15 protein-coding genes and 1 pseudogene are annotated in these 25,443 nt (G+C 70.1%); 8 read left to right on the top strand and 8 right to left on the bottom strand.

All coding sequences use genetic code 11. The features are described from left to right. Positions 1–17: 17 nt before the first annotated feature. The 3 genes from LIU39_RS11770 to LIU39_RS11760 are packed head-to-tail and all read right to left on the bottom strand — an operon-like array spanning position 18 to position 6,850. Positions 18–3,800, bottom strand: a complete 3,783-nt coding sequence (locus LIU39_RS11770; RefSeq protein WP_227046594.1) for a pPIWI_RE_Z domain-containing protein — start codon at positions 3,798–3,800, stop codon at positions 18–20. Continuing rightward, the gene (locus LIU39_RS11765; protein WP_227046593.1) at positions 3,793–5,061 is read right to left on the bottom strand and encodes a pPIWI_RE_Y domain-containing protein; all 1,269 of its coding nucleotides are present in this window, start codon (positions 5,059–5,061) and stop codon (positions 3,793–3,795) included. The genes LIU39_RS11770 and LIU39_RS11765 overlap by 8 nt, the downstream gene beginning before the upstream one ends. Further along, entirely contained in the window at positions 5,054–6,850 is a 1,797-nt protein-coding gene (locus LIU39_RS11760) for a PD-(D/E)XK nuclease family protein (RefSeq protein WP_227046592.1), read from the bottom strand. The genes LIU39_RS11765 and LIU39_RS11760 overlap by 8 nt, the downstream gene beginning before the upstream one ends. 166 nt (positions 6,851–7,016) lie before the next feature. Here LIU39_RS11760 and LIU39_RS11755 point away from each other — a divergent pair, with 166 nt between their 5' ends. Further along, a complete protein-coding gene (locus LIU39_RS11755; RefSeq protein WP_227046591.1) occupies positions 7,017–8,555 on the top strand; it encodes a serine/threonine-protein kinase in 1,539 nt (512 codons plus the stop codon). A gap of 81 nt (positions 8,556–8,636) precedes the next feature. On the opposite strand, the gene LIU39_RS11750 is transcribed toward LIU39_RS11755, so the two are convergent. Both LIU39_RS11750 and LIU39_RS11745 read right to left on the bottom strand, forming a co-directional pair. Beyond that, positions 8,637–10,658 carry an N-6 DNA methylase gene (locus LIU39_RS11750; protein WP_227046590.1) on the bottom strand — a complete coding sequence of 674 codons (2,022 nt, stop codon included), beginning with the start codon at positions 10,656–10,658 and terminating at the stop codon, positions 8,637–8,639. 158 nt (positions 10,659–10,816) lie between these two features. Further along, positions 10,817–12,955, bottom strand: a pseudogene (locus tag LIU39_RS11745) (UvrD-helicase domain-containing protein). A 172-nt stretch (positions 12,956–13,127) separates the two neighbouring features. Here LIU39_RS11745 and LIU39_RS11740 point away from each other — a divergent pair. Genes LIU39_RS11740 through LIU39_RS11725 form a run of 4 tightly spaced genes read left to right on the top strand, consistent with a single transcriptional unit; the run spans position 13,128 to position 16,494 of the window. Next, positions 13,128–13,511 (top strand): DUF4357 domain-containing protein, encoded by a 384-nt coding sequence (locus LIU39_RS11740; RefSeq protein WP_227046589.1) that lies wholly within the window; start codon positions 13,128–13,130, stop codon positions 13,509–13,511. Positions 13,512–13,536: 25 nt separating this feature from the next. Then, entirely contained in the window at positions 13,537–14,478 is a 942-nt protein-coding gene (locus LIU39_RS11735) for an ABC-three component system protein (protein ID WP_227046588.1), read from the top strand. Beyond that, on the top strand, positions 14,475–14,765 hold the full coding sequence (locus LIU39_RS11730) for an ABC-three component system middle component 6 (protein ID WP_227046587.1): 291 nt from the start codon (positions 14,475–14,477) through the stop codon (positions 14,763–14,765). Before LIU39_RS11735 ends, LIU39_RS11730 begins: the two co-directional genes overlap by 4 nt. Then, complete coding sequence (locus tag LIU39_RS11725) at positions 14,743–16,494, top strand: ABC-three component system protein (RefSeq protein ID WP_227046586.1); 1,752 nt, start codon at positions 14,743–14,745, stop codon at positions 16,492–16,494. The genes LIU39_RS11730 and LIU39_RS11725 overlap by 23 nt, the downstream gene beginning before the upstream one ends. A gap of 15 nt (positions 16,495–16,509) precedes the next feature. Here the strand turns inward: LIU39_RS11725 and LIU39_RS11720 are convergent, their stop codons facing one another. After that, the gene (locus LIU39_RS11720) at positions 16,510–16,908 is read right to left on the bottom strand and encodes an ATP-binding protein (protein WP_308409370.1); all 399 of its coding nucleotides are present in this window, start codon (positions 16,906–16,908) and stop codon (positions 16,510–16,512) included. A gap of 274 nt (positions 16,909–17,182) precedes the next feature. Between LIU39_RS11720 and LIU39_RS35250 the strand changes: the two genes are divergently transcribed. The 3 genes from LIU39_RS35250 to LIU39_RS11710 are packed head-to-tail and all read left to right on the top strand — an operon-like array spanning position 17,183 to position 18,250. Beyond that, positions 17,183–17,407 carry a helix-turn-helix transcriptional regulator gene (locus LIU39_RS35250; RefSeq protein WP_308409369.1) on the top strand — a complete coding sequence of 75 codons (225 nt, stop codon included), beginning with the start codon at positions 17,183–17,185 and terminating at the stop codon, positions 17,405–17,407. Beyond that, positions 17,400–18,050: a DUF5753 domain-containing protein gene (locus LIU39_RS11715; protein ID WP_308409368.1), complete on the top strand. Its 651-nt coding sequence runs from the start codon at positions 17,400–17,402 to the stop codon at positions 18,048–18,050. The genes LIU39_RS35250 and LIU39_RS11715 overlap by 8 nt, the downstream gene beginning before the upstream one ends. Continuing rightward, complete coding sequence (locus tag LIU39_RS11710) at positions 18,047–18,250, top strand: DUF397 domain-containing protein (RefSeq protein ID WP_227046584.1); 204 nt, start codon at positions 18,047–18,049, stop codon at positions 18,248–18,250. Before LIU39_RS11715 ends, LIU39_RS11710 begins: the two co-directional genes overlap by 4 nt. Before the next feature lie 25 nt (positions 18,251–18,275). Here LIU39_RS11710 and LIU39_RS11705 read toward each other — a convergent pair whose 3' ends face one another. Together LIU39_RS11705 and LIU39_RS11700 are read right to left on the bottom strand one after the other, a co-directional pair. After that, the gene (locus tag LIU39_RS11705) at positions 18,276–22,436 is read right to left on the bottom strand and encodes an Eco57I restriction-modification methylase domain-containing protein (protein WP_227046583.1); all 4,161 of its coding nucleotides are present in this window, start codon (positions 22,434–22,436) and stop codon (positions 18,276–18,278) included. After that, positions 22,433–25,405 (bottom strand): DUF8741 domain-containing protein, encoded by a 2,973-nt coding sequence (locus LIU39_RS11700; protein WP_227046582.1) that lies wholly within the window; start codon positions 25,403–25,405, stop codon positions 22,433–22,435. Before LIU39_RS11700 ends, LIU39_RS11705 begins: the two co-directional genes overlap by 4 nt. Positions 25,406–25,443: the final 38 nt, after the last annotated feature.

The following is a 25,443-nucleotide window of genomic DNA, read 5'->3' as shown; positions in this document are numbered from 1 at the left end:
GGCGGGGTCTCGGTGTGTCAGTCGGTGCTGCGCGGCTCGGGCGGAGCACCCAGGTCGCACAGCGCCTCGTACAGCGGCCGGTAGAGCAGCTTGACGAGTTCGATGTCGGCAGGGTCGGGCCCATCGGCCGCATTCTCGATGCCGGTGGCAGTGAAGTACGGGGCGAGTACGTCCCGAAGGCGTACCAGCAGTCCCGGGTCGCTGGTGCGAGACCGCCTGCTCCTGTCGCCGGCGGGTGCCTGCGCCCCCGCCAGTCGCGGCGCGAAGGCCGCGTCGACGAACACGACGCGGGCTGGCACACCACCGCGAACGAGGCGGCCGATGACCTGCCAGATGGTGACAAGCTGGTCCCAGACGAAGGACTCCTTCTCGTCGTGGGAGAGCGAGGAGTAGATGTAGGGACGGGACAACACGTGCCGCCAGACACGACGGGCGACGGTCCGAAAAGCGCCGCCTGCCGCATGAAGACCGTCGGCCTCCGCCACCAGATCAGCGAAGGTTCCGTCCGGGCTAGTCAGTTGGCCGCGCACGAACCGGCTCGACCAGTCGTTGATGGCGAACACCGCCAGGGACAGGTCATCGGGGCGTGGGTGAGGACGGACCAGGAAGAACACCGTCCCGAACGCCGCCACCCTCTCCTCGCCGGGGCGCTGGGGGGTGGTGAGAATGTTGTGCCCTCGCTCGACGGCCAGCAGAGGGGCGACGAGCAGTTCGGCGTCCGGGTCCTCGGCGAAGGAGGCGAGGTCTCCACGCCGTACTGCCTCTGTGCTACGTGTCCGGCTCCCCGACAGCGCCGCGCCGTCGACCGCGGCTTCCAGTTCCGCGTCGTCGGCGGTCAGGACGCGTACCCGGCCGCGCCAGCGCGGGATCTCGTCCAAGGCCGTGGCGGCCACCTTGGCCTCCGCATAGCTGCCCACCAGAAGCAGCGCGCGCCTGCGGCGCTGGTCGCGGATCTGGGCGAGTTCGCTCTGCAGCGGAGAAGTGGTTCCGTCCCTGCGAGGACGGGCCAGACGGTCGATCATCAGGCGCAGGACGTCCTCGCGCTTGTCGGGGTCCTGCCCGGAGAGGCGGATCGGCTGTCCGGCCGCGTCATAGAGGAACTCGGTGCGGAAAACCGTGTCCCGGATGGACTGCAGCGCCTTGCTCCGCGGTTTCAGGACCGCCCGGACGGGAGCGAGCACATGCGCACGGGTGGACGTGCCGGCCCAGCTGGTGCCCGACATCAGCAGAACGTGAGGTCCTGCTTCCTCCCGGCCGGGATCGGCGCCGAGCTGGGGGAGGCCCAGGAGCAGCTCGCGACCCACACCCGCACAGCGGAAGAAGCGCAGGGTTCCGGTGCGGCGGCCGTCCTTATCGCGGGCGGCCGCCCGTTCGTCGATCAGGTACTGGAAGCCGAGGACGTTGCCCATAGGAGCCTCGGGCAGGAGCGGTGCGTAGTCAAGGGGTGGCCGGCGGGTCAGTTCGTGGCTCGCCGCGTCGAGCCGCAGCGCCGCCTCCACCTGGGGCCACAGGAACGTCACCCGGTCCAGACGCTGGTGCAGAGCGGCGAGTACAAGGGTGAACTCCAGTCTCCGAGCGTTCAGTTCGCGCCACTCCTCTGTGAGGGGTACCTCCTCAGGCGCAGGCTCCTTGCCATGTCGGGCAGCGGATGGCGGGCGCTGCTGCGGCCCCGGTGCTCCGACGAGGAGAGAGTCGAGGAGCGCGCGGACCCGGGTGCGTGTCTGCTTCTCGTCGAGGGTGTGCAGAACGTCGTGGGCGAGGGCGGTGAGCTCGTCGGCGGGCGTCAGATAAGGACCCCGCCCGCCAAGCGGATCGTCCCGGAACATATCGAAGAACCCGGTGATCTCGCTGCGGCGGTGCGCCCAAGGCACCTCCGCCCCAGAGGGCCTGCGCTCTCCCTGCTCCTCCCCGCCGTCGCCCTCGGCGTCCATCTCGTCCTCGTCCTCATACAGCGCATTCTCGTCCTCGATGTCCCCCGCCTCCGTGCCGTCCGGCCGCCGGACGGACCGGCCGGGCGTCAGCGGATACCAGGCGTTCAGCAGCTTCTCCTGAAGGGTCCATGCGCTGAAGTAGTCGATCTGCGCCCAGGTCCGCAGCCCTTCGTCGTCGATGAGCATTGCGTACAGCCGGTCCGCCGCGGAGCCGACGATGTCCAAGGCGGCGGACCACCGTTCCACGTCCTGGTCGGAGAGCTGCAGTCGCCCCTGCCGGGCGAGTTCGGCGATCTCATGGGTCTGCAACTGGTCGAGCCAGGATTCGGGGACACCGGTGGTGACAAGAGTGGCCGACGGCGCGAACATCTGGTCCAGCTGCATCTGTACGCGGTCGGCCTCGTCGATGATCACAATGTCGCTGCGCAGGGAGGCCAGCTCCGAGTAGCGCAGACGTTCGGCATTGAGCTGGCGCGGAACGGCCGTCTGGACAAGGCTGGCGGGGTTCGCCACCCAGATCAACCCGTCCACGAGGTCGCGCGCGGCAGAGTGCCGAGGGCAGGCGCTCCACAACGGGCAGGCATGCGGAGTGCCCCACTCCTCCTCTTCGTCGCTGTCGTCCCTGGGGGTCTGCCTCCCGGCGGCGCCACGGGCGCGTTCGAGTTCGCGCAGGGCGTGTTCGGCTGCCAACTCCTCGGCAGCGTCGGCGGTGCCGGTGGTGCAATCCCGGCGCACGGGGTACAGGCCGCCGCACGGTGCGTCGCTGTAACGCAGCGGCTCTGATGTGTCGAGTGCGCGCAGCGCGTCCAGCGGGCAGGCGGTGCTGAGGTGCCTGAAGGCCGCGTCGGTGTGGGCGAGGAGCGAGTGCGCTCCGCGCGCGGCGAGCCTGCGGTGCAGCCGCTGGGTGTGCTGAGGTCGCGTGGTGCCGCCCTGGATCAGGGCTGCACTCAGGCCGAGGCCGCGGAAGAGTTCGGTCAGGGTGAGCTGTTCGGCCACGTCACCGACGACGAGTGTGGTGCGCAGGCCGTTGTGGTGCGCCCATACGGCGATCAGGGTCATCAGGGTCGACTTGCCGGCGCCGACCATGCCGACGAGGTGGGTGAGCCGGTCGAGCGGCAGCGCGGATGCCGGCGCGAACGCGGTCCCGTCCGGGGTGCGGGTGTCGAGGTCGAGGTCGTCGAGGCGCTGGGCCCAGTTGCCCGCCTTTCGGCCGCGGCTCCGTTCCTCCTCGTCCATCCACCGCGCCACGTCGGCGAGTTCGTCGAGCGATACGTTCAGAGGTCCAGCGGTGGCCGGACGTTCGGCGGTGAGGGGGTGGCCCGGGAGAGGGTCTCGTACGAGGTCGGCCGGGATGGTGACAGAGGTGCGCCGATGGCGGCGGTCCATGAAGCGATGCTCACCCGCCTCCGCCTGCTCCATCGGTTTGACGGAGAAGCCCGGCAGATTCGCGAGCGCTTCGTCGTACACGGAGAAACGGTCGGCGGCGACCATGAGGGGAACCCGGTACGCCTCTTCCCCCGCTGCCGGGACACGGTACGCGCGCAGCCGCTCCGGCAGTTCCAGGTAAGCGTCCAGAGACTGCCGCCACATCCGGCCGCGGCGCATCGGCCAGAGCAGGTGCCGGGCCGCGGCCAGCGCGACCTGTTCCGCGGCGCCGACAGACAGCTTCGCGGCGCGCGCGAAGGCTAGGCCGTAGCCGCCCAGGAGCGTCCACGCTCCGTCGGCGGCGTGGCCGGGTGCCACGGTCTCCATCAGCCGCAGGGCGAGTTCGACCTGGCAGAGCAGGGCGGGCCGGGTCCTGGCGTGCTCTTCGGGCCAGGGTCCGAGCGCGGCTACGACCGGTTGGTACCAGCTGCTGCGGTCACGCATCGTCCGCTCCGTCCTGCCCGGCGTCCTCAGCCCGTGTCGTGTTGTCCGCGGGGCGGTTCCCGGTGCTTCGTCGGCCGGGCCCCGACGGTTCGTCCGCTCCGGTGTTGAGCGGACCGATAGAGGCGTCCGGCCCCCAGTCACCGGACAACCGCAGCCGTGCGGCCCGCACCAGCTGTCTGTCCGTGAGTAGCCGCAGTCCACCTGCCTGGGCGCCCCGCTCCCTGGCATAGCTGTCGAGGTAGTCGCGGCGTGCGCGAACCCTGAACTCCGGAACGACCCAGCAGGCTTCGTCGTAGGGAGGTTCGGCGCGCACCGCGGTCGCGCTGCGCCCAAGGAAGGCCGGATGCGCCCAGTCCTTGACGTCCACGGCCCACACATGGCCATCGGGGAACGTGACGCGCACGTCGTACGAGTCGAAGTTGGGCCACATCTCGACGGTGAGCCCCAGCGCCCGCAGCTCGTGCTCCAGGGCGGTCTCCGCCTGTCCGGGACCGGTGACGAACAACCGCAGCGGTTTGCGCAGCTGGCGCAGCTCTCCGACCTCGGCCGCCACGAGTTCCCGGCCGTGCGGCGCGGGCCCCCGGTGCCGGCATTGATCCCGCTCGCACCACCACTCGGTGTCGGACACCGGGTGCAGCAGGATCAGACAGCGATGGCAGCACAGACACGAGCCGTCCCGCCGGAACCCGGCGGGGACGGGGGCGTAGATCTCCTCGACGAGGAACCGGACCGGGTCGAGGAAGAGGTCGCAGCTGATCTCTGCCCAGTCGCCCTCCGTGAGTACAGGCTGGGTGACCAGGAGGCGGCGGAAGGCCGTGTACGACTCGGGCGACGACATCGCGCGGCAGGCCCGCAGTGCCTCGTGGATGACCAGGCGGTCGTACTGCCGCCCGGTGCTGTCGCCATATCCACGTACGGCGAGTTCGTGGCAGAGCTGTGCGGGTTCTCCCGAGACCTCGTCGATCAGCCGGTCCGCGGCGTCGAACAGGTCGGGGGGCAGCTGGTCGAGGGGCCAGCTGCTGAGGGGCCGGGCGCGGGCCCAGCGGATCATCTCCGGTACGCCTGCCGGGGGGGTGGCCCTGTTGCGCAGACACTGCAGAACCAGGGCGTCCAGGGCACGCTGCGCACCGGGCGGGTAGGGCAGGGTGAAGGCGTCGAGGTCGCCGACGGCAGCGAGATGCAGGACGGCGGTGGCCACGTCCCGCAACAGGACGACGCCCGGGTTGAACAGCCAGTCCGGTTTGAGCTGTTGGTCAGTCATGGACCGGAAGACCTCCTTGCGATGGCAGCGGAGCGCTCGGCTTCGGCTCGTCGGCATGTGAGGGCGCGCCGGGGCCATGCGGCAGCGGATGGTCGGTGACGTAGGCGGTGCCGGGCCGGCACCAGGTCCGTGCCTGACAGCCGTGGCAATGGCGCCCGGTCCTCGGTTCGTACGTGGTGTCGTCCAGGAGCGGCTGGGCGAGGTCGGCGATGACGTCCCGGGCTTCGTCGACGATCTCCACGCGGCCAGGGTCGACGCGTTCGAGCCTGCTCTCTCCGTGGCCCTCGCGCAGATGCTCCAGTTCGACCCAGGAGCGGCGTGGGTCGTCACCCAGCGCTCCCGCGTGGAACAGCAGGACCCCGAGGGCCAGTTGCGGGTATGTGCGCAACAGCGGCTCCCGCTCCCACATCGGACGGGCAGACGTTTTGGTCTCGCGCCAGATCCACCGGCCGCGATGGGTGTACACCAGATCGGGTACGGCGAGGACAACGACATCGAGTTCGGGCACGTAGGCCGTCACCCGGTGCTGTACGAGTACGCGCTCGTCGGCGTCGAGTCCGTTGAGTGGGCACAGCAGCCGGTGCTCGGCCAGCATTCCGGCGGCCTCACGTGCGTACACGTCGTCCAGACCGGTCCCGGACCGTAGCGCGGCCGAATCGGGGGCCGCGCGGTCCCGGCAGCCGCGCACCAGCCGTTCGCCGTGTCGCGCGTCCAACCAGGAGTCGACAGCCCTGCCGCGCCGTGCTCCCTCGTTCTCGGTGGACAGATCGTTGAGATGCAGGCGCCGCACTAGGTGGTACTGGGCGGGACATTCGGCGTACAGGCGCAGATCCCAGGCGGAGACGGAACGGCGCTTGCGGGCGGCGGACGGGCGCCGTCCTCCCCACAGACTCGGGGCGCGCATCAGGTCCGTACAGCCGGCGATGGCCTTGCAGCCGACGCAGCTCTCGCCGGGCCGGGTGCCCGTCGCGGCCGCAGCGGCGAGGAACGCCGGCACGGCGTCGCCCTCGAACCGCTTCCTTGCCTCAACAGGCCCTTCGCCGAACCGTGGTGTCACGCCGAGCAACGGTTCGACCGAACCATCGGCGCACCCCACGTCGAAGACGCGCACCAGGGCAGGCGGGCGGGTGGTGTCGGTCGCCTCGACCGGGGGCTCGTCCCGCGCCCTGCGCCGCAGCGTGGGGGCCCCGTGTGCCATTACCTGTGCCACGGCACCGAGTTCGGCCTCGGGGCGACTGGTCTTGGCCCGACCCAGCGAGGGATACCACAGGTCGCGCACCGTCCCGTCGACGGAAGCGTACATGCGGCCCCACAGGGTGTGCTCGTACTGCCGGGCGCCGCGCGGGTCGGGTGCATCCGTGCGGCGTGTTCGCCACGTCCACGGGTGTTTGACCGCCAGGGTAGGCGGCATCCCCGACTCCTCGGCGGCAGCTTGCTCTCGGGCACGGGCCGCGACGTACCGCTCAAGTGCGTGCGCGACCCACGCGAGGTGGACGGGGTGGACCGGTGCGCCCCTGCCCCGGAACGAGCCGCGGGTGCCGCGCAGTTCTGTGCACACCCGCTCGACGGACCAGCCGTGGTGCTCCACGAGGTCGAGCGCCGTGAAGAGCGGGCCGAACCCGAACTCCTCGTACGGCGTGGGCAGGAACGGCACGGCCGGTTCGGCCACGAGCTGGGGCCGCATCGCGATGCGGCGGTGCGTGGGGCAGGCCGCGGCGTCGGGCCGAGCCATCCGGGGACTCGCCCTGATCAGCCAGTCGTCTCCGGCGACGCCCGGTGGATTCTGCATGGTGACCCCCGTGGAGGGCGGCATGGGCAGGAGGACGTCCAGAACCGCAGGGCTTCACACATTCCCGCACGACGTCCCGAACACGACTCAAGCATGACATGCGTCTGTGAACTAAGTCGATGCGTACTCTACAAGATGACCGCTTCACGCTACTCTGGTGTGCCGAATGGTGCAGGAGGCGAAGGAGCGGCGCGGCGTGGACGCGGATTCGTATGCGGAGATGTACAGGCCCGGCACAGGTGATCTGATCGACGGGCGCTACGAGTTGACGGAGTCGCTCGGCAAGGGCGGGATGGCCCACGTCTGGCGCGCCCGCGAGGTCTCCCCGGGCCGCGAGGTCGCGGTGAAGTTCCTGCGCCACGACTCCGAGGCCCTGTATGCCCTGGACCCGGAAGAGAGGGCGGCCGAACTCACCGTCAGGAACGCCCGGTTCCGGCGCGAGGCCACGCTCCTGGGCACGCTCGACCACCCGGGCATCACGGAGCTGTACGGCAGCGGATCGCACCGGGGCGTGCCGTACATCGCCATGCGTTTGGTGACCGGGGTGAGTCTGCGGACCTTCCTCGACGAGCACACACCGCTGCCGCCGACGACGGCGATCACCGTCGCCGTACAGGTGGCAGGAGCACTGGCCTGCGCGCACACGTTGCCTGTCGTGCACCGGGACCTCAAGCCCCCCAACATCATGATCGACGACGAAGGGACGGTCGTCCTCATCGACTTCGGCATCGCCAAGCCGCTCCGGGCCGACGCCACCCGGTACACGGCGCACGGTTCCACGCTGGGCACCCGCGGCTACCTGGCGCCCGAACAACTCCTGGAGCGCGAGCCCACCGCGCGCACGGACGTGTACTGCTTCGGCTGCGTCTTCTACGAACTGCTCACCGGACGCCCGCCGTTCCCGCTCGGCGCGGACGCCGGTCTGACCGAGAGGCATCTATACGAGGAGCCGCTGCCGCCGAGTGTGTACGCCGCGGGCATCCCCGAGGCGATCGACAACCTGGTGATCCGCATGCTCGCCAAGCAGCCCGGGCAGCGACCGCCCGTCGACGAGGTCCTGGAGGTCCTCGCCCCGTTCGGCCCCCAACCTGGCGACCCCGAACCCCGGCCGCGCACCCGCCCCGACCCCACGGCCCCGCTCCGCCGACCTGCGGACCGGGTTCCGCACACGCGCCGCGCTCCCGCCGCGCCACCTGTCACGTCCCCTGCGGCAGGCGAGGAGGAGTGGCTGGACACCCGCGCGGTAGAACTGCTCTGCACGCGGGCCGAGTCGGAGATCGCCGCCGGCGAAACAGGTGACGCGGCCGGCCGGCTGTGCGAACTGGCGGAGCGGGTGCGCAGGGAGTGGGGAGAGCGCCGCCCGCTGGTGCGCCGCGTGTGGCGGGGAGCGGCGGACGGGCTCCGGCTGGCCGGAGACTTCGGCTCCGCGGCCCGTCTCTACCAGGGCATCGACGACGCTCTCCTGCACGGCGACGGTCCGGCCGAGCGGGCGGAGCGCGCGGTGATCCGGCTGCGGCTGGCCGAATGCCGCCTCGCCTTCGGTGAACTGGAGGCCGCCGTCGCCACTGTCGATGCTGCGGGACGTACGGCCGCGGGTCTGCCGCGCGAACTCGCCGAACAGGTCGAGTCCGTACGGCACGAGGTTGATGCCCAGCTCTCGGCCCGGCTCGCGGACGCGGACGGCCAGGGCAGGTCGGGGGCCTGACCGCACAGCGAGGCGACCTGATGCGCTTCGCCTCTCCGCACCCCCGTACGCCCCGCCACCGTGCGCCGGCGCCCGAGCGCGCTACACCCCGCCCACGAGCCGCCCGGCCGCCAGTTCGTCGCCGAGGTCGTGGACGAGCTCCGCGCCGAGCTCGGCGGTGCGCCGCGCCATCTGTTCGAAGGCGGCGATCTCGCGGAACGCCTCACCGTAGCGCCGCTGTTCACGGAGCGGCACCTGGCGGACCTGGAGGCGCCGGACATCGATGCGGGAAGAGCTCGTCGCGTGCGTCCTGGCCTGCCGGACGTTGGCCGGGGCGCGCAACGAACCGGCGAGGAACCAGGCATCGAGCTGCTCGGGCTGCACCCGCACGGCGTGCAGTTGGGGGCCCAGAGCGGTCGGCAGCCCTTCATGAACCCAAGCCGAGAACGCCCGCGCCACCCCCACCACCACGATGTCCCCGGGTTCGGCGATCAGGGCCTCGTGCACCGCGGGATCGTCGGCGGCGAGGTGTCCCCTGGGGTCGCCGCCCGACAGAAGGTCGGGAACCGTCAGGAGCGGAATGCCCTCGGCGGACGGCGCCCCGGTGCGGACTGCCGCCTCCGGTGGTTGCTGGCCGCCGCGCAGGGTGAGCGCCCCCGCCCGCGCCAGTTCGGCGACGGTGGTCGCCGTCGGCGAGTCCTGTGCGCCAGAGGCCAGTTCGAGCGCCGCGAGCAGCCGGGCCGACTTGGTCACCGAGGCAGCGATGTCCTTGAACTCCCGCCAGGATGCAGCCAGTCGGGGCGCGGTGTCCGCCGGGGACAAGCTGATGTGGCGCCCCGGAGTGAGGTCCACCTCGTCGTCGAGGAGCTCGATAACAGGTACGCGTCGCACGAAGGGAGAGACCTCGGCCGGATCCGTCCGCCCAACGGCCTCGCGCACGAAGCCGCCGATCGCCGTCCAATCGGGGGCCCACTCACGGCCCGGATCCCTGGGAAAGCGGGACACGCCGTCGGCCACCAGCAGGTGGCCTCCTGCGTGTGGCTCTTCACCTGGTACGGGCGCCCGCAGCACCCACAGGTGCAGGGAGACGCTGTGCGGTGCGGCGCATCCCGGCGGCAGCGCTACGACAGCCTTCAGCTGGCCGGTGCGCAGCAGCGATCCTCGGATGCGCCGACCCGCTTTTCGCGCCGCCACGGCGGGGGGCAGCAGCAGCACGGCCGCGCCGCCGGGCCGCAGCACGGCCAGACAGTGCTGGACCCAGGCGAGTTCGGGTTCGGTACGCGGCGGCAGCCCGTGGCTCCAGCGGGTGTCCGTGGCCAGCTCCTCGTACCCCCAGTCCCGTTCGCTGAACGGCGGGTTGCACAGGACGATGTCGGCGGGGACGTCCGCGAACGGGGCGTCGCGCAGGGAGTCCCCTTCGCGGATGTCTATGCGCGCCGACTCTCCCTCCCGTGCGTCCTCGGCGAGGCTCAGGCGAGCTTCGGCGAGTGCTGCGAGTACGGAATCACGCTCACCACCCAGCAGGGTCGGTGCCCCACCGCCCAACTCCTCGGCCACCTGCGCCCCGGCCATCAGGAGGTGACCGGTGCCGCAGGCGGGGTCCATCATCGTGACGCCGCCGTCCACTTCCGCGACGCCAGTAGCGAGCTCCGCCATGAGCGCGGCCAGCGGCTCGGGAGTCGTGGCGATCTGGCGTACATGGACGTCGAGCCAGCGGCGGAGCAGAAAGGCGAAGGTCTCCGGTCCTCCTTCGCGCCGCCCGAGGTCCACGGCCCGCTCGATCAGCGCCATCGTCTCTTCCGGGAACGCGGCACCTCCTGCCGCACCCCGGCCGGCGAGCCTCCTGCCCACCTCCTCGATCGCCGCCCCCGTCTCGTCGCGTCCGCCGAGCGCCTCGAAGCGGGGCCAGAGCCATTCACCCTCGGCGGACTTCTTGAGCTTCTTGTTGTCGCGCAGCCAGTTCTCGATGTCGGTGAGGGAGAACTGGGGGTTGACGTCCGTGCCGGCGATCCTGGCGGGGAACGACGGATGACGCCGCCGCCAGTTGCTGACGGCGGCCCGCCCGACGCCCGCGAGACGAGCGATTTCCGCCAGGGACACGGGTACGGCACGCGGCGTGGACATCTGAACTCCCTGGGTGTTTCTCGATGAAATCGGACGTTCCCTCACCTGCGGGCGTGTGATCAAGCCACTTTCCCCCTCCCGCGCGTCCGGCAGACTACTACGGCAAGGCACGAGTATTGACATTGTTCACAGGCCGATCGCGGACATCGCTCTTCCCGCTATCCCACCCCGTCGAGGAAGACGCTCGGCCGTCCGCTGTACGACATGTACAGCGCCTCTCTCGCCCGGGTGCTCGCCACGAACAACAGGCACCGTTCGGCCGCGAGGTCCGTAGCATTCTGCAGGGGATCGACATCGGCCGGCGTCACCGCCGGCGGGAACGGGAACGCCGACGCGGTCACCCCGGCCACGACCACGCAGCGGAACTCAAGGCCCTTCAGGCTGTGCAGACTCGACACACGTACCCCGGCCGCGCCGTCGGACTCCCCGTCCTTGACCCGCACCACGGGCAGCCTCGCCCGGGCGAGCCGGTCGCCGATCCGCGCGGTCTGCGCGTGGAACCGGGCACAGACCGCGATCTCGGACGGCGCGCCCCCGGCTGCCGCCCACGCGCCCACCGTGCGCACGACGGCGTCGGTTTCGGCCGCTTCCGTCCCGTGCCCCTCGCGCACGGGCCGCTCCCCGTAGCAGGGACCGGTAGCCGGAGAGCGAATCCGGTGCGTCACCCGTCAGGTCCGCCACGAGTTCACCGCCGAGCATCGCCCGCGACCAGCGAAGGATCTCCTCCGTGGAGCGGTTGAGGCGCAGCCGCGCGCCATGCCCAGCGACGGAGACACCGAGGGAGCGCAGCGAAAGCCGGGAGTCGTAGATGAGCTGGTGCGGTCGCCGGTGAGAAACAGGTCGTCGGGCCCCTCGGGCACCAGCGCCCGCAGCAGCCGCCACTGGGTGGGGTGCAGGCCCTGCGCCTCGTCCACCACCACATGGTCGTACGAGGAGCCCTCGCTCGGTCTGTCTTTCAGCAGCCTGGAGGCCCTGGCGCACGGCTGCAGCCAGGTGCAGGCGCAGTCGCGGGCGAGTTCTTCCTTGAACTGCGTCATCGCCTGCCATAGCCGCGGACGCTGCCCGGCCGCCAGCTTGCTGCCGCGTCCGCGCCGAAGGCCCTTCTCGTACTCCTCGCGGGCGCGCAGGTCCTGGGCGAGCAGCACATGCCGGTACTCCTGGACCAGGAAGGCGTCGCCCCAGGGCAGTTCGAGCCTGCGGGACAGGCACTGCCAGCGCCGCCGCTCGTCCTTGTCGCCGAGGACGTCCCCCGGTTTCCCGTGCAGCTCCCGCACGATGCGGTGGGCGGTGGCGTCGACCGTGGTGACGGTGACCCGGTCGAGGAGCACCTGGTCGTGGTCGAGGAGCAGGGTGAGCCCGGACCGCAGCAAGCGGGTGAGCGCGCTGGTGTACGTGGTGAGCAGGACGCGCGTGTGGGGTGAGCGCCCGAGCAGGTGCCTTACGCGGTGCAGGGCGACCACCTTCTTGCCGGCGCCGGAACCGCCGGTGATCCGGGCGGGGCCCACGTACGCGGGCCGGTAGGCCACCCGCCGCTGGGTGGGATGCAGGAAGATCCGCCACGCGTCGAAGGGCTTGGCGAGGATGTCGGCGAGTTCCTCGGGCCCGGTCACGAGGGCGATCCGGCTGCGCGTACGGCTGACAGCGGCCGCCAACTCGCCCTGCCTTTCCTCGGGTTCGCCGGCGGCGACCGCCTGTCGCGCCGCGACGAGGTCACGGAAGATGCCGTCGGGGGCAAACCCTTCCGCGAGCAGCCACAGCGCCTCGAACTGGCCCTCCGGCATCAGCGACCCGAAAGTCTCCAACTGCGCCTTGCCGGTGATGACGCGGGCGGCGCGCAGCGCGACGTCGTCGACACCGAGGTACCGCAGCACGGTGTCCGGCCGGCTGGCGAAGAAGAGCTTCGACGCGACCTCGACCTCCCGGGCGAAGAACGGGGTGATCTGCTCCATGGTGCTGAGATCACGCACTTCGAGACGGCGGGTGACCGGGTTGACGGAGTACAGCCGCCGCTTGGCCCAGGAGTACGCCTTGTCGCGCGAGACCACATAGACGAACACGTCGCTGCCATCATCGGGCGCGAGCAGCACGATGCGCTGCCCGTCGTCGACCTGGATCGTGCGCATGCGCGGATCACGCGAGCCGACCACGGATTCCAGGTGCAGGCCCTTGTCCGCGTGCAACTGGTGGACCGTCGACTGCTGGAGCTTCCCCATCGCCTCGTGGACACGGGCGCGGGACGGCTTGTCGAGCCGGCCCACGCCCGCCCAGAAGGTGTTGGCGATCGCGGCCTGCGGCACTCTCTCCCCCTCCCATCGAGCCATCAATAAGTCATTGACAAAGTTTACAGCCGCACGAAGCGCAAGCAGTAGCACACTCCCGGCGCATCGAGATTGACAGCGAGTCGCAAGGTCGGTTATTTTTTTCCCACTGAAGCGCAGAGAAAAATAACCGAGGAAAGGGAGGGTCTCGGTGCCCGAGCACAGCATTACCGTTGACGCCGAAGTTTTCGCGCGCCTGCAGCGCGAGGCCAAACCGCTGATCGACACACCCAACAGCGTGCTGCGACGTCTACTCGCCCTGGACGAGGCGACGGTCCAGCCAGGGGCGCTCGCCGAGTTGCTCGCCGCAGGGCTGCTGCAGCCGGGGCAGCGGCTGACCTGGCGCCGCCGCAACCTAGGCCAGGTGCACCGCACACACGTCACCGCCGAGGGAAGCCTGCGCCTGGAGGACGGCCGGATCTGCGTATCGCCGTCTGGCGCGTGCGAGGCAGCGACCGGGGCCAAGGCTAATGGCTGGGATGCCTGGCACACGGACGACGGCACTTCCTTGAGCGCCCTTCGCGGCAGAGCCTGACCACTTCGACGGGGGGATCGATCACGTGGATTTCACTCAGCGCATGCTGGCGCAGCTCACCTTGCGCCAGCAGCTCACCGACATGCCGGGCGAGAGCTTCGAGCAGCTGATCCACCACCTGCTGAGCCTGCGGCACCCCGACTTCGTGCCCGTACGCACACACGGAAGCCTCGGCGACATGGGCGCCGACGGGCTCCTCTTGTGGGACCGGGTGCTCTGGGCATGCTACTCGCCGCAGACCGACGACATCGGCCGGGTCAAGCGCAAGTTCGGGTCCGACCTGGACAAGGCGCTCGCGAAACGGCCGGACGCCTTCGACACGTTCCGATTCGCGGTCAACGATCTCAAGGGCGTGCACCCGGAGTTGAGCGTGATGATGTCCGACGCTCAGGAGAAGCTGCGCCCGCGCCGGGTGGAGCACTACGGCTGGCACCGGCTGTGGAACGACGTCATGCGACTCGACCTGATCGCCACCGAGGAGCTCCTTGGTCGTGAACTGCCGGTCCAGGACAAGACGTACGGCATCGGACTCACCGACCTCGAGGCGTTGCTTGCCCGGCTCGGCGAGCAGCGGCACACATCGGAACCGCTCGTCGCCCTCCCCGAGGTCAACAAGTACAAGATCGAGTGGAACGGCCTGACCGGTGACGTCCGAGGCGCACTGATCCAGGGGATCGGGCACAGTCACCTCGTCGAGGGGTACTACGCCGGGCTCGGCGCACCGGACGAGGCGGACCGAGTCGCCCAGGGCTTCCGTGTGTACTACGGCCAGGTCAGGGCAGAGACCGAAGACCAGGACCGGCTGTGGGCCGCGCTGCAGGAGTACATCCTCGGGAACGCGGCGCCGAGCCTGAACTCGATGTACTGCGCCTGGATCGTCATCGCCCATCTCTTCGAGCGGTGCGACGTCTTCGACGTGCCGCCCGACGGCTGGATCCCGGGGTCGGCAAAGCGGAGCGCCGCGTGATCACACCGACGAAGGGGATCTCCCCGGATCGCTCCCTGCTGGCCGTCGGTGCGCAGATCCTGCGGGTCCTGGACATGCCGCTGACCGTCACCCAGACGTGGTCGAGATTCCGCGCCGAACGTGTCCGGCTCGGCCACCACTCTCCGGTCTCCTTCCAGTGGTTCGTCCTCGGGCTCGATGTGCTGTACGCGCTCGGTGTGATCGAATTCCGCGACGATCTGCTGACGAGAAGGCGAGCCGACTCGCCGACCAGAAGGAGGGACGATGCTGCGTCGTCTGAGCGCTGACGAACCCCGGTTCCGTACCGTCGAGTTCCGGCGCGGCCTCAACCTTCTGGTCGCCGAGGCGCACCCCGGGGCGACGAAGACGGACAGCCGCAACGGCACCGGCAAGTCCAGCCTGGTGGAGCTGCTGCACTTCGCTCTGGGTGCCCAGGCCGGCAAGGGCAGCCTGCCCAGCCGCACCCGGCTTCGGCACACTCTCTTCACGCTGACCATGGACTGGCCCGGGCGCGAGGAGCCGGTATGGGTGAGCAGGCGCGGTGCCCAGCAGGGCATCGTCCTGACCGATGCCCCAGGCGGCACCGAGGGCGAGGCCGGAGGGCTCTTCGAGTTCAACCTCACCCGTGAGATGCCGGTGTCGGAGTGGAGAACACGTATAGAGGCAGACCTCTTCCGACTGCCCGCCGACCACCCCGGCATCTCGGGGCGCGCCCTGCTGTCGCTTCTCGTACGCCGTGTCGGATCACACGCCTTCAACGACCCGGTGCGGACCTATCCGCAGCAGCCCACGGCCGAGGCCGCGGCCAACCTCGCCTATCTCCTCGGCCTGGACTGGCGGCTCGCCGCCGGCTACCGCGACATCGCCACACGGGAGGCGACCCGAAGGCAGCTGCGGTCGGCGATGAACGATCCGTCCTGGCACCAGGTCGTCGGTACGACGGCGGACCTGCGCGGCAGGATCATCGTCGCGGAGGGCGACGTGAATCGGCTCCGCGAGCAGATCGCCGCCTTCCACGTGGTGCCCGCATACGCAGAACTCCAGGCGCGGGCAGACGAGTTGGACAAGAGAGTCCGCTCGCTGCCGGAGCAGGATGTGATCGACCGCCGGAACCTGGCGGAACTGCGCCGCGCGGTGGAGGAGGCGAACGAACCAGACACGGCGTACGTGGACGCCATGTACCGGGAACTGGGCGTCGTCCTGCCCGACCGGGTGCACCGCTCCTTCGAGGACGTACGCGGCTTCCACGCCTCCATCGTCCGCAACCGCCGCCGCTACCTCGCCGACGAGATCGAGGAGACGCAGGCCAGACTCACGGCGCGCGAGCACGAGCGCGCCCGTCTCGGTGAGGAGCTCACCGAGACACTGAGCGCACTGCGCGACGGAGGCGCCCTCGACGGCCTGACGGCACTCCAGCAGTTGCTCGCCCAGAAACAGGCGGCGCTGGAAGCACTGCGTAAGCAGCATGAGACGGCGCAGTTCATGGAGGCCAGCCAGCGGGAGATCACGGCGCAGCGCGTCGAGCTCCAGGAGGAGCTGGAGCTCGACCTCGAGGAACGCGGTGAGCAGACCCGGGAGGCCACCTGGCTCTTCGCCCGATTCGCCCGCCGCCTCTACGGGCAGGACCGACAGGCCTACCTCACCATCAGGGCCGGCACCAGCAGCCTGGAGATCTCCGCCCATGTCGACAGTCAGGACAGCGTCGGCATCAACAAGATGGTGATCTTCTGCCTCGATCTCACGGCCGCGGTGATCGCCCACCGCCACGACCGCGGGCCCGACTTCCTGGTCCACGACAGCCATCTCTTCGACGGGGTGGACGACCGCCAGGTGACCGAGGCGTTGACGCTGGCGTCCGAAGTCGCCGAAGAGGAAGGTCTCCAGTACATCGTGACGTTCAACTCGGACAAGCTGGACCGCGCCCGCCTGGGCGGCTTCGACCCCTCCCCCTACCTCATCGAGCCACGCCTGACCGACGCCTACGACGAAGGCGGACTGTTCGGGTTCCGCTTCTGACCCGGCCGTCGCACCTCACCGGCGGTACACGGCCCACACCGTCTTGCCGCCGGGGTGGTGCGGGCGCACGCCCCAGTCGTCGGCCAGGGCCTCGACGAGCAGCAGGACACGCCCCGACTCGCCGCCGCTGTCGGGGTTTTGTGGTGCCGGCCACCTGTCGCCGCGGGCATCGGTGACCTCGATCCGCAGTTCGCTCGCATCCAGACGGACGTCAAGGCGGACCTCGCGACCGGGCACCCGGCCGTGCAGGACGGCGTTCGCGGTCAGTTCGGCGATAAGGAGGGCGGCCGTGGTGGCGAGGTCGTCGGGACCGGCATCGCCGAGCGGCAGGTGCGCCGCGAGCCGGCGCTCGGCGGCGTGGCGGACGGCGTGTGCGCCGTGGCGCGTGGTAACGAAGAGAGCCCTGAGGCTCACGTGGCTTGCGCACAGGTCTAGTTGGGGGATCGCAGCCCCGGTTTCCTGGTTCACGTCACCGAGGGCGACGTGCCCGATCTGCCACATGGAGTACCCGGCACGGCACGGAGAGCGACTGTCCGGGGGGCGGCCGGACAGGTACGGGAGTTGTCCGGGTATCCGCCCGTGACCTGCGCCGCGGGCCGCTCGGTGGTCAGGAGATCGGCGAGCGGTCGGTCTGTGGACGGTACGGCGATCCGGCCGGGGCGGGCCGGGGACGGACGGATGGTGCGCGATGACGGCGGTACGGGGTGACGCGGGCGCCGGGAATCCGGCGGGCTCGGAGGAGGTGGCGGACCTGTTCCGCGCCATCGGCCGCATGATCAAGGCGGCGCGGGAACGGGCCGGCATGAGCCAGCGGGAGCTCGGGCAGGCGGTCGGATACAGCGAGGAACAGATCTCGTCGATCGAGCGGGGGGCGACGGACGCCGCGTCCGGACTTTCTGGTGGCAGTGGATGAACTGCTCGGTTGCGGTGGCCTACTGGCGCTGCTCGGGGAGGACGTGGAGCGGGCGAAGGCGCGGCGCAGGGTGCGGCATCCGGAGTGGTTCCGGGGTTATGCGGTGTTGGAGGCGGAGGCGGTCGAGCTGTGCTACTTCGCCAACCAGGCCGTGCAGGGACTGTTCCAGACCGAGAATTATGCACGCGCCGTTTTCGCCAGCAGGCAACCCTTCTTCGACGAAGAGACGATCGAGCAGCGGGTCACGGCCCGTCTGGCCCGGCAGGATCTGCTGTCCAAATGGCCGCCACCAACGGTGAGCGCCATCGTGCAGGAATCGGCCCTCAGGCAGTCCTTCGGTGGCCGCGCGGTTCAACGGGAGCAACTTGAACGCCTGGTCCAGGTGAGTCGACTGCGCCACGTCGAGGTTCAAGTCATGCCGACGGTCAGCGAGGGCCACGCCGGGATGGGCGGCCCGTTCACCCTGTTCGAAATCAAGGGCCGTCCGCGCATGGCGTACCTGGAGGTCCAGCACCTCAGTCGTCTGATCGCCGGTCCGGAGGACGTACGGGTCCTGGCCGCGACGTATGGCAGCATCCGAGGGCAGGCGCTCACCACCCGCGAATCCCTGCGCCTGATCGAGAAGATGCTGGGAGATCCATGAACACCGAACAGCCCGCGCAGCTCGATGGGTTCAAGAGCAGCTACAGCGGGGACGAAGGCGGCGAGTGCGTAGAGGTAGCCAAAACCCTCACAGCCATCCATGTACGCGACTCCAAGGAACTCGGCGGCCCGCAGCTCGCGTTCCCACGTGCTGCCTGGGCCGGGTTCATCGCCGAGGTCGGGCGGAGCCAGTCCAACTGACCGACTCTGCACACGACTTCCCGGTTCAGCCCTCGTGGCGGGGGCCCTCGCCCGGCAGGGGGTCCAGCACGGTCTGATACGCATGGCCGGTCTCGCGGGCCTCCGCCATGCGGTCGTAAAGGTCGAGGATGAGGTTCTTGGTGCGGTAGGTGCCGCACAGGGCCTCCTCCCTCTTTTTGACCGTGGGGAACGTCTCCATCACGTAGCCCACCTCATCACGGCTGAGCCCGTACGCGTGGAACAGCGCGGAGTCCAGCTCTCCGCGTAGCAGCTCGCGGCGTTCTGCATGCCAACGGAACGGGGCCCCTTCGTCCCCATGAGCTGTGGCGAAGGCCGTCATGTCCCGCGAGGTGTAGGCAAGCTCCATGGAGCGAGCAGCAATCCAATCCGCTGCCGCGCCTCCCAGAAGGTCATCCAAGGCGCCGAGTTCCTTAGGGGTAACCGCTGGAAGTTGCCTAACAGTGAAGTACTTCAGCGCTGTACCCGACGCCTTCTGCCTCGTCACGTAGTCGAAGACGAAGGAGTCGAAGATCGCCAGCAAGATCGCTGGCGCATTCGGAGCAAGAGCGAGCAGGAACTTGTCGCCAACGCCGTAAGCGGGCAGAGCAGAAGCAATCATGGTGCGCGTATCCGTAGATCGAGCGATGTCTCGCCACCCCATCAACCACCCGTTCCACCACTCCCGCTCCCCCAGCCGCGAGGCAACCCCCGGCCACATGATCGGATTCAGCTTCTTGTCCCGCTTCCCCGAGTCCACGTCGAATTCCGGCACCCAGTACCGAGGCAATGGCGCGAACTCCGGGTCATCGTGCTGCTCCGGCGTCACCCTCGGCAGCGTCCCCACATTCGCCTGCGCCTGCGTCTGACCTTCGTACGTGCCAAGCCGGTGGTCGAAGTGGTGCAGCATCTTCGCCTCGTACAGCGGCAGATAGCGGCGCCCGTCGGACGGATGCGTCAAGATGTTGCCCTTCAGCTTCCAGCCCTCTGCCTCCAGCTCCGCCTTGCCGCGGAACAGGTGCGAGTCGTTGGACATGTCGAACATGCGCATGAAGGTCAGGCCCCACGGGTCCGTGCCGCCCTTGCCGTCCGCGTCCGGTTCCCGTCTGAGGACCGGGACGCGCCGGTAGATTCCCAGCGTGATCTCCGCGTCCCTGCGGGTGCGGAACACCGGCAGCGTGCCGGTGTTGGGGTTGACCAGGAGGATCTCCTCTGGCGGCATCGCGAAGCGGCGCTCGTCGAGGTCTTCCATGTAGCGGGTGCCGAACGCGAAGGACGCCGAATCCACCCGCTCGCCCCGGCCGGTGACAGTCAGCAGCGAGAACCGGACCCGATGGTCGACGTCCCGGCTGAGGATGAACGCCTCGTTCTCGAAGTCCAGGAACGATGCGAGCCGTGAGGTGCGGACCAGGTTGGAGAAGAACGGCGCGGTCGTCGCGTCGGTGGCGATGCCGGTCGGCAGGACCAGGCCGAAGCGTCCCTCGGGGGCGATGCCGAGCGAGGCGGCCTCGGCGAAGACCGCGTACGTGTTGACGTCGCCGCGCCCGGCCAGCGGGAAGCGGCCCGAGCCGCGCAGCAGGTGGCTGACGCCTTCGGAGAGGCGACGCGCCGAGATGAACTCGGCGTGCAGGGCCCGGTCCGCCTCCTCCTCGCTGGCGGCGAGCGCGGCGATCCGGCGTTCGCGGGCCGCCTTGTTCGCGGCGCCCGCCACCGACGCGTCACGGGTGGCGAAGAACTCCTGCTCCTGGAGCTTGACCCGCTCCCACGGCGGGTTGCCAAGGACACAGCTGAACCCGCCCTTCCACCCGGTCCGTTCATCCACCCCCGCCGCCTGCGGATCGGCCGGCACCCGGAACACCTCCGGGAACTCCAGGTGCCAGTGGAAGAAGCGATACTCCTCGCGCAGCCGCGCCACCTTCTCCACCGTCCCCGTCGGCAGGTTCGAGCCCCCGTCGGAGGAGTGCAGGGCGAGCAGGGAGTCCGTGGTGAGCGCGGGCGGGAACGTATCGTCCGTCCGCTTCGTCCCGTCGGTCCGGTCGGTCTTCTCCCAGACGAACGCCGCGCACCACGCGTCGGCGAGCTCCAGGGCACGCAGGTAGTCCTTGGAGGTGGTGAGTTCGTGATAGGCGCGGGCCTGGTTCTGGACGTCCTCCAGCTCCTCCGACCGGGCGGTCGTGATGTCCGACGTCTTCCTGCTGATCGCCGCGTTGGAGATCTCAAGGGCGTGCTGTTCCGAGAAGAGGGCGTCCTGGTTCGCGTGGTGGCGCAGCGCCGCCAGCCACCGCTCGCGCTCGCTCGCGTTGCGGGCCTTCAGGTTCCTGACGGCCTTCGACTCGTCGCCCTCCAGGACCTTGAACGCCTCGTCGGGCAGACCGCCCGCGAGGAGCTTCGGTGTCGTGCCGAGCAAGCCGTTGCCGTGCTTGACGTGCGCGTCGAGGAAGGTGAGCGGACGGCCCGGCTTCATGGCCTCGATCCACAGGGAGACCTTGGCCAGCTCCACGGCCATGTGGTTGAGGTCGACGCCGTACACGCAGCGGGAGATGACCTCGCGCAGAGCATCGCGTACGGCCTCGGCGGTCGGCTCCGGGTCGTCGGTCTCGATCTCGGCGAGCCGGCGGGCGATGCGGCGGGCCGCCGCGACCAGGAAGTGGCCGCTGCCGCAGGCCGGGTCGCACACGGTCAGGGCGAGCAGCGCCGCCTTCCGCTCCTGCTTCGTCGTACCCGAGCGCACAGCCCGCTCGATGACCGGGTCGAGGGCCGAGTCCAGGAGGCAGTCGATCAGTGGTGAGGGCGTGTAGTAGGAGCCGGAGGTCTTGCGGTCGTTGCCGTCCAGCCTCTTCAGGACGTAGGAGCCGTCCTCTTCCTGGCGGGGTTCGAGTTCAAGCAACGACTCGTAGACCGAGCCGAGTTCGTCCGCTCCCAAGTGCCGGTAGTCGACCTTGCGGGGGCGGCCGAGTTTGACGTCGAAGATGACGGCGAGGGCGCGCACCGCCTCGTACAGGGACTCGTTGGTGAGGGCGAGATCGTCCAGCCGCTCGTCCACAGGTGTGGGTTCGAAGAGGCCGCCGAGGGCGGGCAGGCCCAGTTCGGGGCGCCCGCCGGGCTTGCCGAGGCCCTTGATGACGAGAGTGAGGGCCTCCCACTGGTCGCCGTGCGGGCTGCCGGAGCGGCGGGCGAGGCGGCGCAGGCGGCCGGTGGAGAAGTACTTCTCGTAGCGGTCGCGTACGGTCTTGTCGGCGTCCGGGTGCAGGAGCAGGCCGCGGTCCTCGGTGACGAAGAGGAACAGCAGCCGGTAGACGAGCCGCAGCAGAGCGGGGTGCAGGTCACGGACGGTGAGCGTGCGGGAGTGCAGGGCCTCGCGCAGCTTCGCGTTGTCGGGGTGGGCGATGAGTCCGCCGCCGATCACCGTAAGGGCTTTCTCGACGCCCTTGCGGAGCTCCTTGAGGGCGCGGGTGCCGGAGTCGATGGCCTCGGTGCGCCACTTCTCCAGCGGGCAGGAGGCGGCGGGGTCGCCCTCGAAGCGGGTGCGGTGCAGCAGGCGCCACAGGAGGACGAAGTCATCCGACCGCTTGCCCTCGAAGATCGCCTGAAGGTCGAACTCGATGAACGCGGCACCGGTCAGCGACGCGGACTCGCGCAGCAGCCGCAGCTGACGGCCGTTGGACAGGACACCCCACAGGGCCTTGTCGCCGGAGCGGTTGAGGTACTCCTGGACCATGGACTGCGGGGCCTGCGGCGCCACGTGGGGGGTGCGGGTGTCCAGCGGGACGTTCCAGCCGGTGAGATGCACGGGCACGTGCGCCCACGCATGGCTGACCGGGAAGTCCTTCGTGTCGTCGTGGGCGGGCAGGCCGGGCTCCGGCACGGCGGACAGCCCGCCGAATCCGAGCTGCTCGAACAGGGGCAGCAGCCAGCGTTCGGTGGTGAGCCCCACCGCATGCACACCGGTGTCGTCGTCCGCCCCGTCGCGGGCCAGAGCGTCCTGGTAGGCGGCCCAGACGCCGCGCAGATAGCCCCAGGAGCGCTCGGCGGCGTCCCGTACAGACTCGCCCTTGGCGAACAGCCGGTAGTCGGCGGGCTTCGAGCCGGACTGCTCCTTGCCCTCCTTGATGCGGACGAGGAGGTCGTACGGCAGCAGTCCACCGACGGTGGCGACGGTGTCGGTGACCAGGGTTCTCGCGGTGCTCATGCGTCGGCTCCCAGCTGGATCGTGGCGGCCGGGCGGTAGAGGAAGACACCGAGGACGTCCGGGTCGCCCTGCGGGACGGCCTTCAGGCCGGCGAGGCGGGCCCGGGCGGCGGTGCGGACCCGGTGGTGCGAAGCCTCAAGATCCTTCGCGGCCGCCTTGGAACGCAGCCGCAGTTCGTCCATGAGTCCGGTGCCGAGGGCGGCGAGGATCGACGCGATGTGGTCGGCGGCGAAGCCCGCATCGGAGTTGCCGGTGGCACGGGCATCCAGGAGAGCCAGGGCCTCCTCGTCGGGCAGCCACTGCGGCGCCTCGGGTCTGCCGTGGAAGGCCACCACCCGCGCGTCCTCGGCAAGTTGAGTGCGTACGCCGCCGTCGCGGGTCGGCAGGCTCAGCTGGAAGCGGTGCCGTACGAGGAGCATCGTGGTGGGCCGTCGTACAGCACTCGTACGGATCACGCCGCAGCGGCGGGCCGGGCGCTGCCAGGCGGGGAACTTCTCATCCAGCGCGGTGTCCAGTACGAACCGGGCGGTCGCGGCCACCACCGGGTCGGTGCGGGTGAGCGCCACCTCGCCGCGCGGAGCGCTCGGCGCGTCGTGGAAGACGACCGGGCGCGGATGGCGGGGGCCGAGCGCTGCGGTCACGGCGTCGCGCAGACCCTGCGGAAGGGCGTCGGTGTGCGCGGTGAACCCGTCCTGCTTCCGGTCGGCGGGGATCCCGCGCAGCGCGCCGAGCGCGCGGCGGGTGAACTCTCTGACCTCCTCGCCAGTGCCGAGCGCGGCACGGATCTCGGCGACCTCAGCAGCCACGTCCTCCTTCTTGACCCGGTTTTGGGCGTAGAGCGACCGGGACGCCTTCTCGCTCTCGGCGGAGGATTCCCAAACGAGCTCCAGCTGCTCGGCGGCGGGCAGCTGTTCGCGTTCGAACAGCCCCTCCTGCTCGAAGGAAGGGGTCTCGCCGCGCAGGATCAGCTCTTCGAAGACCACCTGCATGGCGCTCTCCGCCTGCTGCGGCACGGGGACGGAGATACCGGTGGCGCGGCGGATGCGCTCGTGCTTGCGCAGCAGCACCTTCAGGACGATGTCGTCGACCGGGTTGTCCGCCCCGTACAGGGTGAGGGCCTTCACGGTGTCGGTGCGCTGCCCGAAGCGGTCGACGCGGCCCTCGCGCTGCTCGTGGCGGGTCGGGTTCCAGGCCAGGTCGTAGTGGATGACGGCGTCGAAGGACTCCTGGAGGTTGACACCCTCGGACAGGCAGTCGGTGGCCACCAGGACGCGCCGCTCGGGGGCCGGCTCGCCGTTCTCGTCCGTGCCGGTGAGTTCGGCGATCCGGTTCAGGCGCATGTCGGGCGAGAGCTCGCCGGTGACGGAGGCGACCGCCACCGGGTGTTCGGTGCCTCTCTTGTTGAGCACCTTCTTCAGGTGGTCGGCGACATAGTCGGACGTGGCGATGTAACGGCAGAACACGATCGGCCGATAGCCGGAGTCGAGGAGGTCGGTCACCGTCGCCACCAGCTTCTTCAGCTTGGTGTCACGGGTGGGACCGGCGAGTTTGCCCGCGGCCTCGGCCATGGCGACAAGGCGGGCCTTCTCGTCGTCGATCGCGTCGCCGGCATCCGCGGTGTCCGCTTCTGCGGCCGAAGACGTCGCGGTGGGCAGCAGGCTGCCCGGGACCTCGTCGGCGGACTCCGCACTGTCGGTATCGGCCGGGTCCGAGACGGTCGACTGCCCGGTGCGGTCCGCCTCGTCGGGGGTGTCCGCCTCCTGGACGCCGGCCCTGGTGTTCAGGGACCGTACGGCGGCGGCGGGCGAGGAGGACAGGGTGCGCAGCAGCGCCAGCGTCGACCACCAGCGCTGCCTCTGCTGCAGTGCTCCATCGGCGGAGCGCACCGTCTCACGGGCGTACGCGAGGACCTCGGCGAGCAGGGCTCGGTAGTCGCGGTGCAGTGTGTAGGAGACCTCGGCACTGTCCCGGCTTGAAGGGAAGTGCGCGCCGTCCTGGAAGTCCTCGCGGATGTCGGCGCGGCGGCGCTGCACGAAGAACTGGGCGAGCAGCTCACGGCCCGCGCGGGATTCGAAGCTCACGGTGGCGAGGCGGGCGTCGAGCAGCCCGAGCAGCCTTCGGAAGGGCTCCTCCTTACCGCTGTGCGGGGTCGCGGTGACCAGGAGGAGGTGGCGGGTGGAGTCGTCGGCGAGCGCGCGCAGCAGTCCGTAGCGCTGCTGCGAGGTGCGCGCCGAGACCTGCGCCGTGGAGTCCGCGACACAGGTGTGCGCCTCGTCGACGATCACCAGGTCGGGGCAGTTGCGCAGGAAGTCTTCGCGGTGGCGGGGCGACTTGATGAAGTCGGTGGACACGACGTAGGCGCCGTCCGGGCGGAACACCGACTGCCCGTACGGCGTCTCGCGCTCGAGCCGGCCGATCGTGGCGGGCAGCACCAGACGCGCGTCGATACCGAATTTGCCCCGCAGCTCGGCCCGCCACTGTTCGGCGAGCGCCGGGGAGCACAGCACGACCAGACCGCGGGCGTCGCCCTGGGCGAGCAGTTCGGCCGCGATGAGGCCCGCCTCCACGGTCTTGCCGATGCCCACGTCGTCGGCGATCAGCAGCCTTACCGTGTCCTGGCGCAGCGCCATCATCAGCGGCACCAACTGGTACGGGCGCGGGTCTACGGCGATCGAGGCGAGGGACCGGAAGGGGCCGGCCCCGGACCGGAACCCGATCCGCAGGGCGGTGCGCAGCAGACCGGCGGCGTGCTGGTCGCCGAGGTCACCGGGCGTGGGCGGGGCGAACGTGGCGAGCGCCACGGTCTCCAGGCCGGGCAGTACCCCCGCGATGTCGACATCAGCGCCGCCCAGCGGGCGCAGCACGAGGAGGTCCTCGGTGGAGTCCGGCAGCACCACCCATTCACGGCCCCGGGCGTGGACGAGGGAGCCGACGGCGTACTTCGAGGCCGGCGCGGCGGCGGTGGTCATACGGGCCTTCCGGGTGGATACGGGCGGGCGGACTTGAC

The organism is Streptomyces pinistramenti (assembly GCF_020564935.1).
Taxonomy (GTDB): domain Bacteria; phylum Actinomycetota; class Actinomycetes; order Streptomycetales; family Streptomycetaceae; genus Streptomyces; species Streptomyces pinistramenti.
The sequence above is the reverse complement of the archived record's forward strand: the minus strand, read 5'-3'. Positions and strand labels throughout refer to the sequence as shown.

Bases quoted from the DNA above. Each gene is read 5' to 3' on its own strand.
- LIU39_RS11710 (WP_227046584.1), top strand. From the start codon at position 18,047: ATGAACACCGAACAGCCCGCGCAGCTCGATGGGTTCAAGAGCAGCTAC.
- LIU39_RS11760 (WP_227046592.1), bottom strand. From the start codon at position 6,850: ATGCAGAATCCACCGGGCGTCGCCGGAGACGACTGGCTGATCAGGGCG.
- LIU39_RS11755 (WP_227046591.1), top strand. From the start codon at position 7,017: ATGGTGCAGGAGGCGAAGGAGCGGCGCGGCGTGGACGCGGATTCGTAT.
- LIU39_RS11725 (WP_227046586.1), top strand. From the start codon at position 14,743: ATGCTGCGTCGTCTGAGCGCTGACGAACCCCGGTTCCGTACCGTCGAG.
- LIU39_RS11770 (WP_227046594.1), bottom strand. From the start codon at position 3,800: ATGCGTGACCGCAGCAGCTGGTACCAACCGGTCGTAGCCGCGCTCGGA.
- LIU39_RS11700 (WP_227046582.1), bottom strand. From the start codon at position 25,405: ATGACCACCGCCGCCGCGCCGGCCTCGAAGTACGCCGTCGGCTCCCTC.
- LIU39_RS11765 (WP_227046593.1), bottom strand. From the start codon at position 5,061: ATGACTGACCAACAGCTCAAACCGGACTGGCTGTTCAACCCGGGCGTC.
- LIU39_RS11750 (WP_227046590.1), bottom strand. From the start codon at position 10,658: ATGTCCACGCCGCGTGCCGTACCCGTGTCCCTGGCGGAAATCGCTCGT.
- LIU39_RS35250 (WP_308409369.1), top strand. From the start codon at position 17,183: ATGACGGCGGTACGGGGTGACGCGGGCGCCGGGAATCCGGCGGGCTCG.
- LIU39_RS11705 (WP_227046583.1), bottom strand. From the start codon at position 22,436: ATGAGCACCGCGAGAACCCTGGTCACCGACACCGTCGCCACCGTCGGT.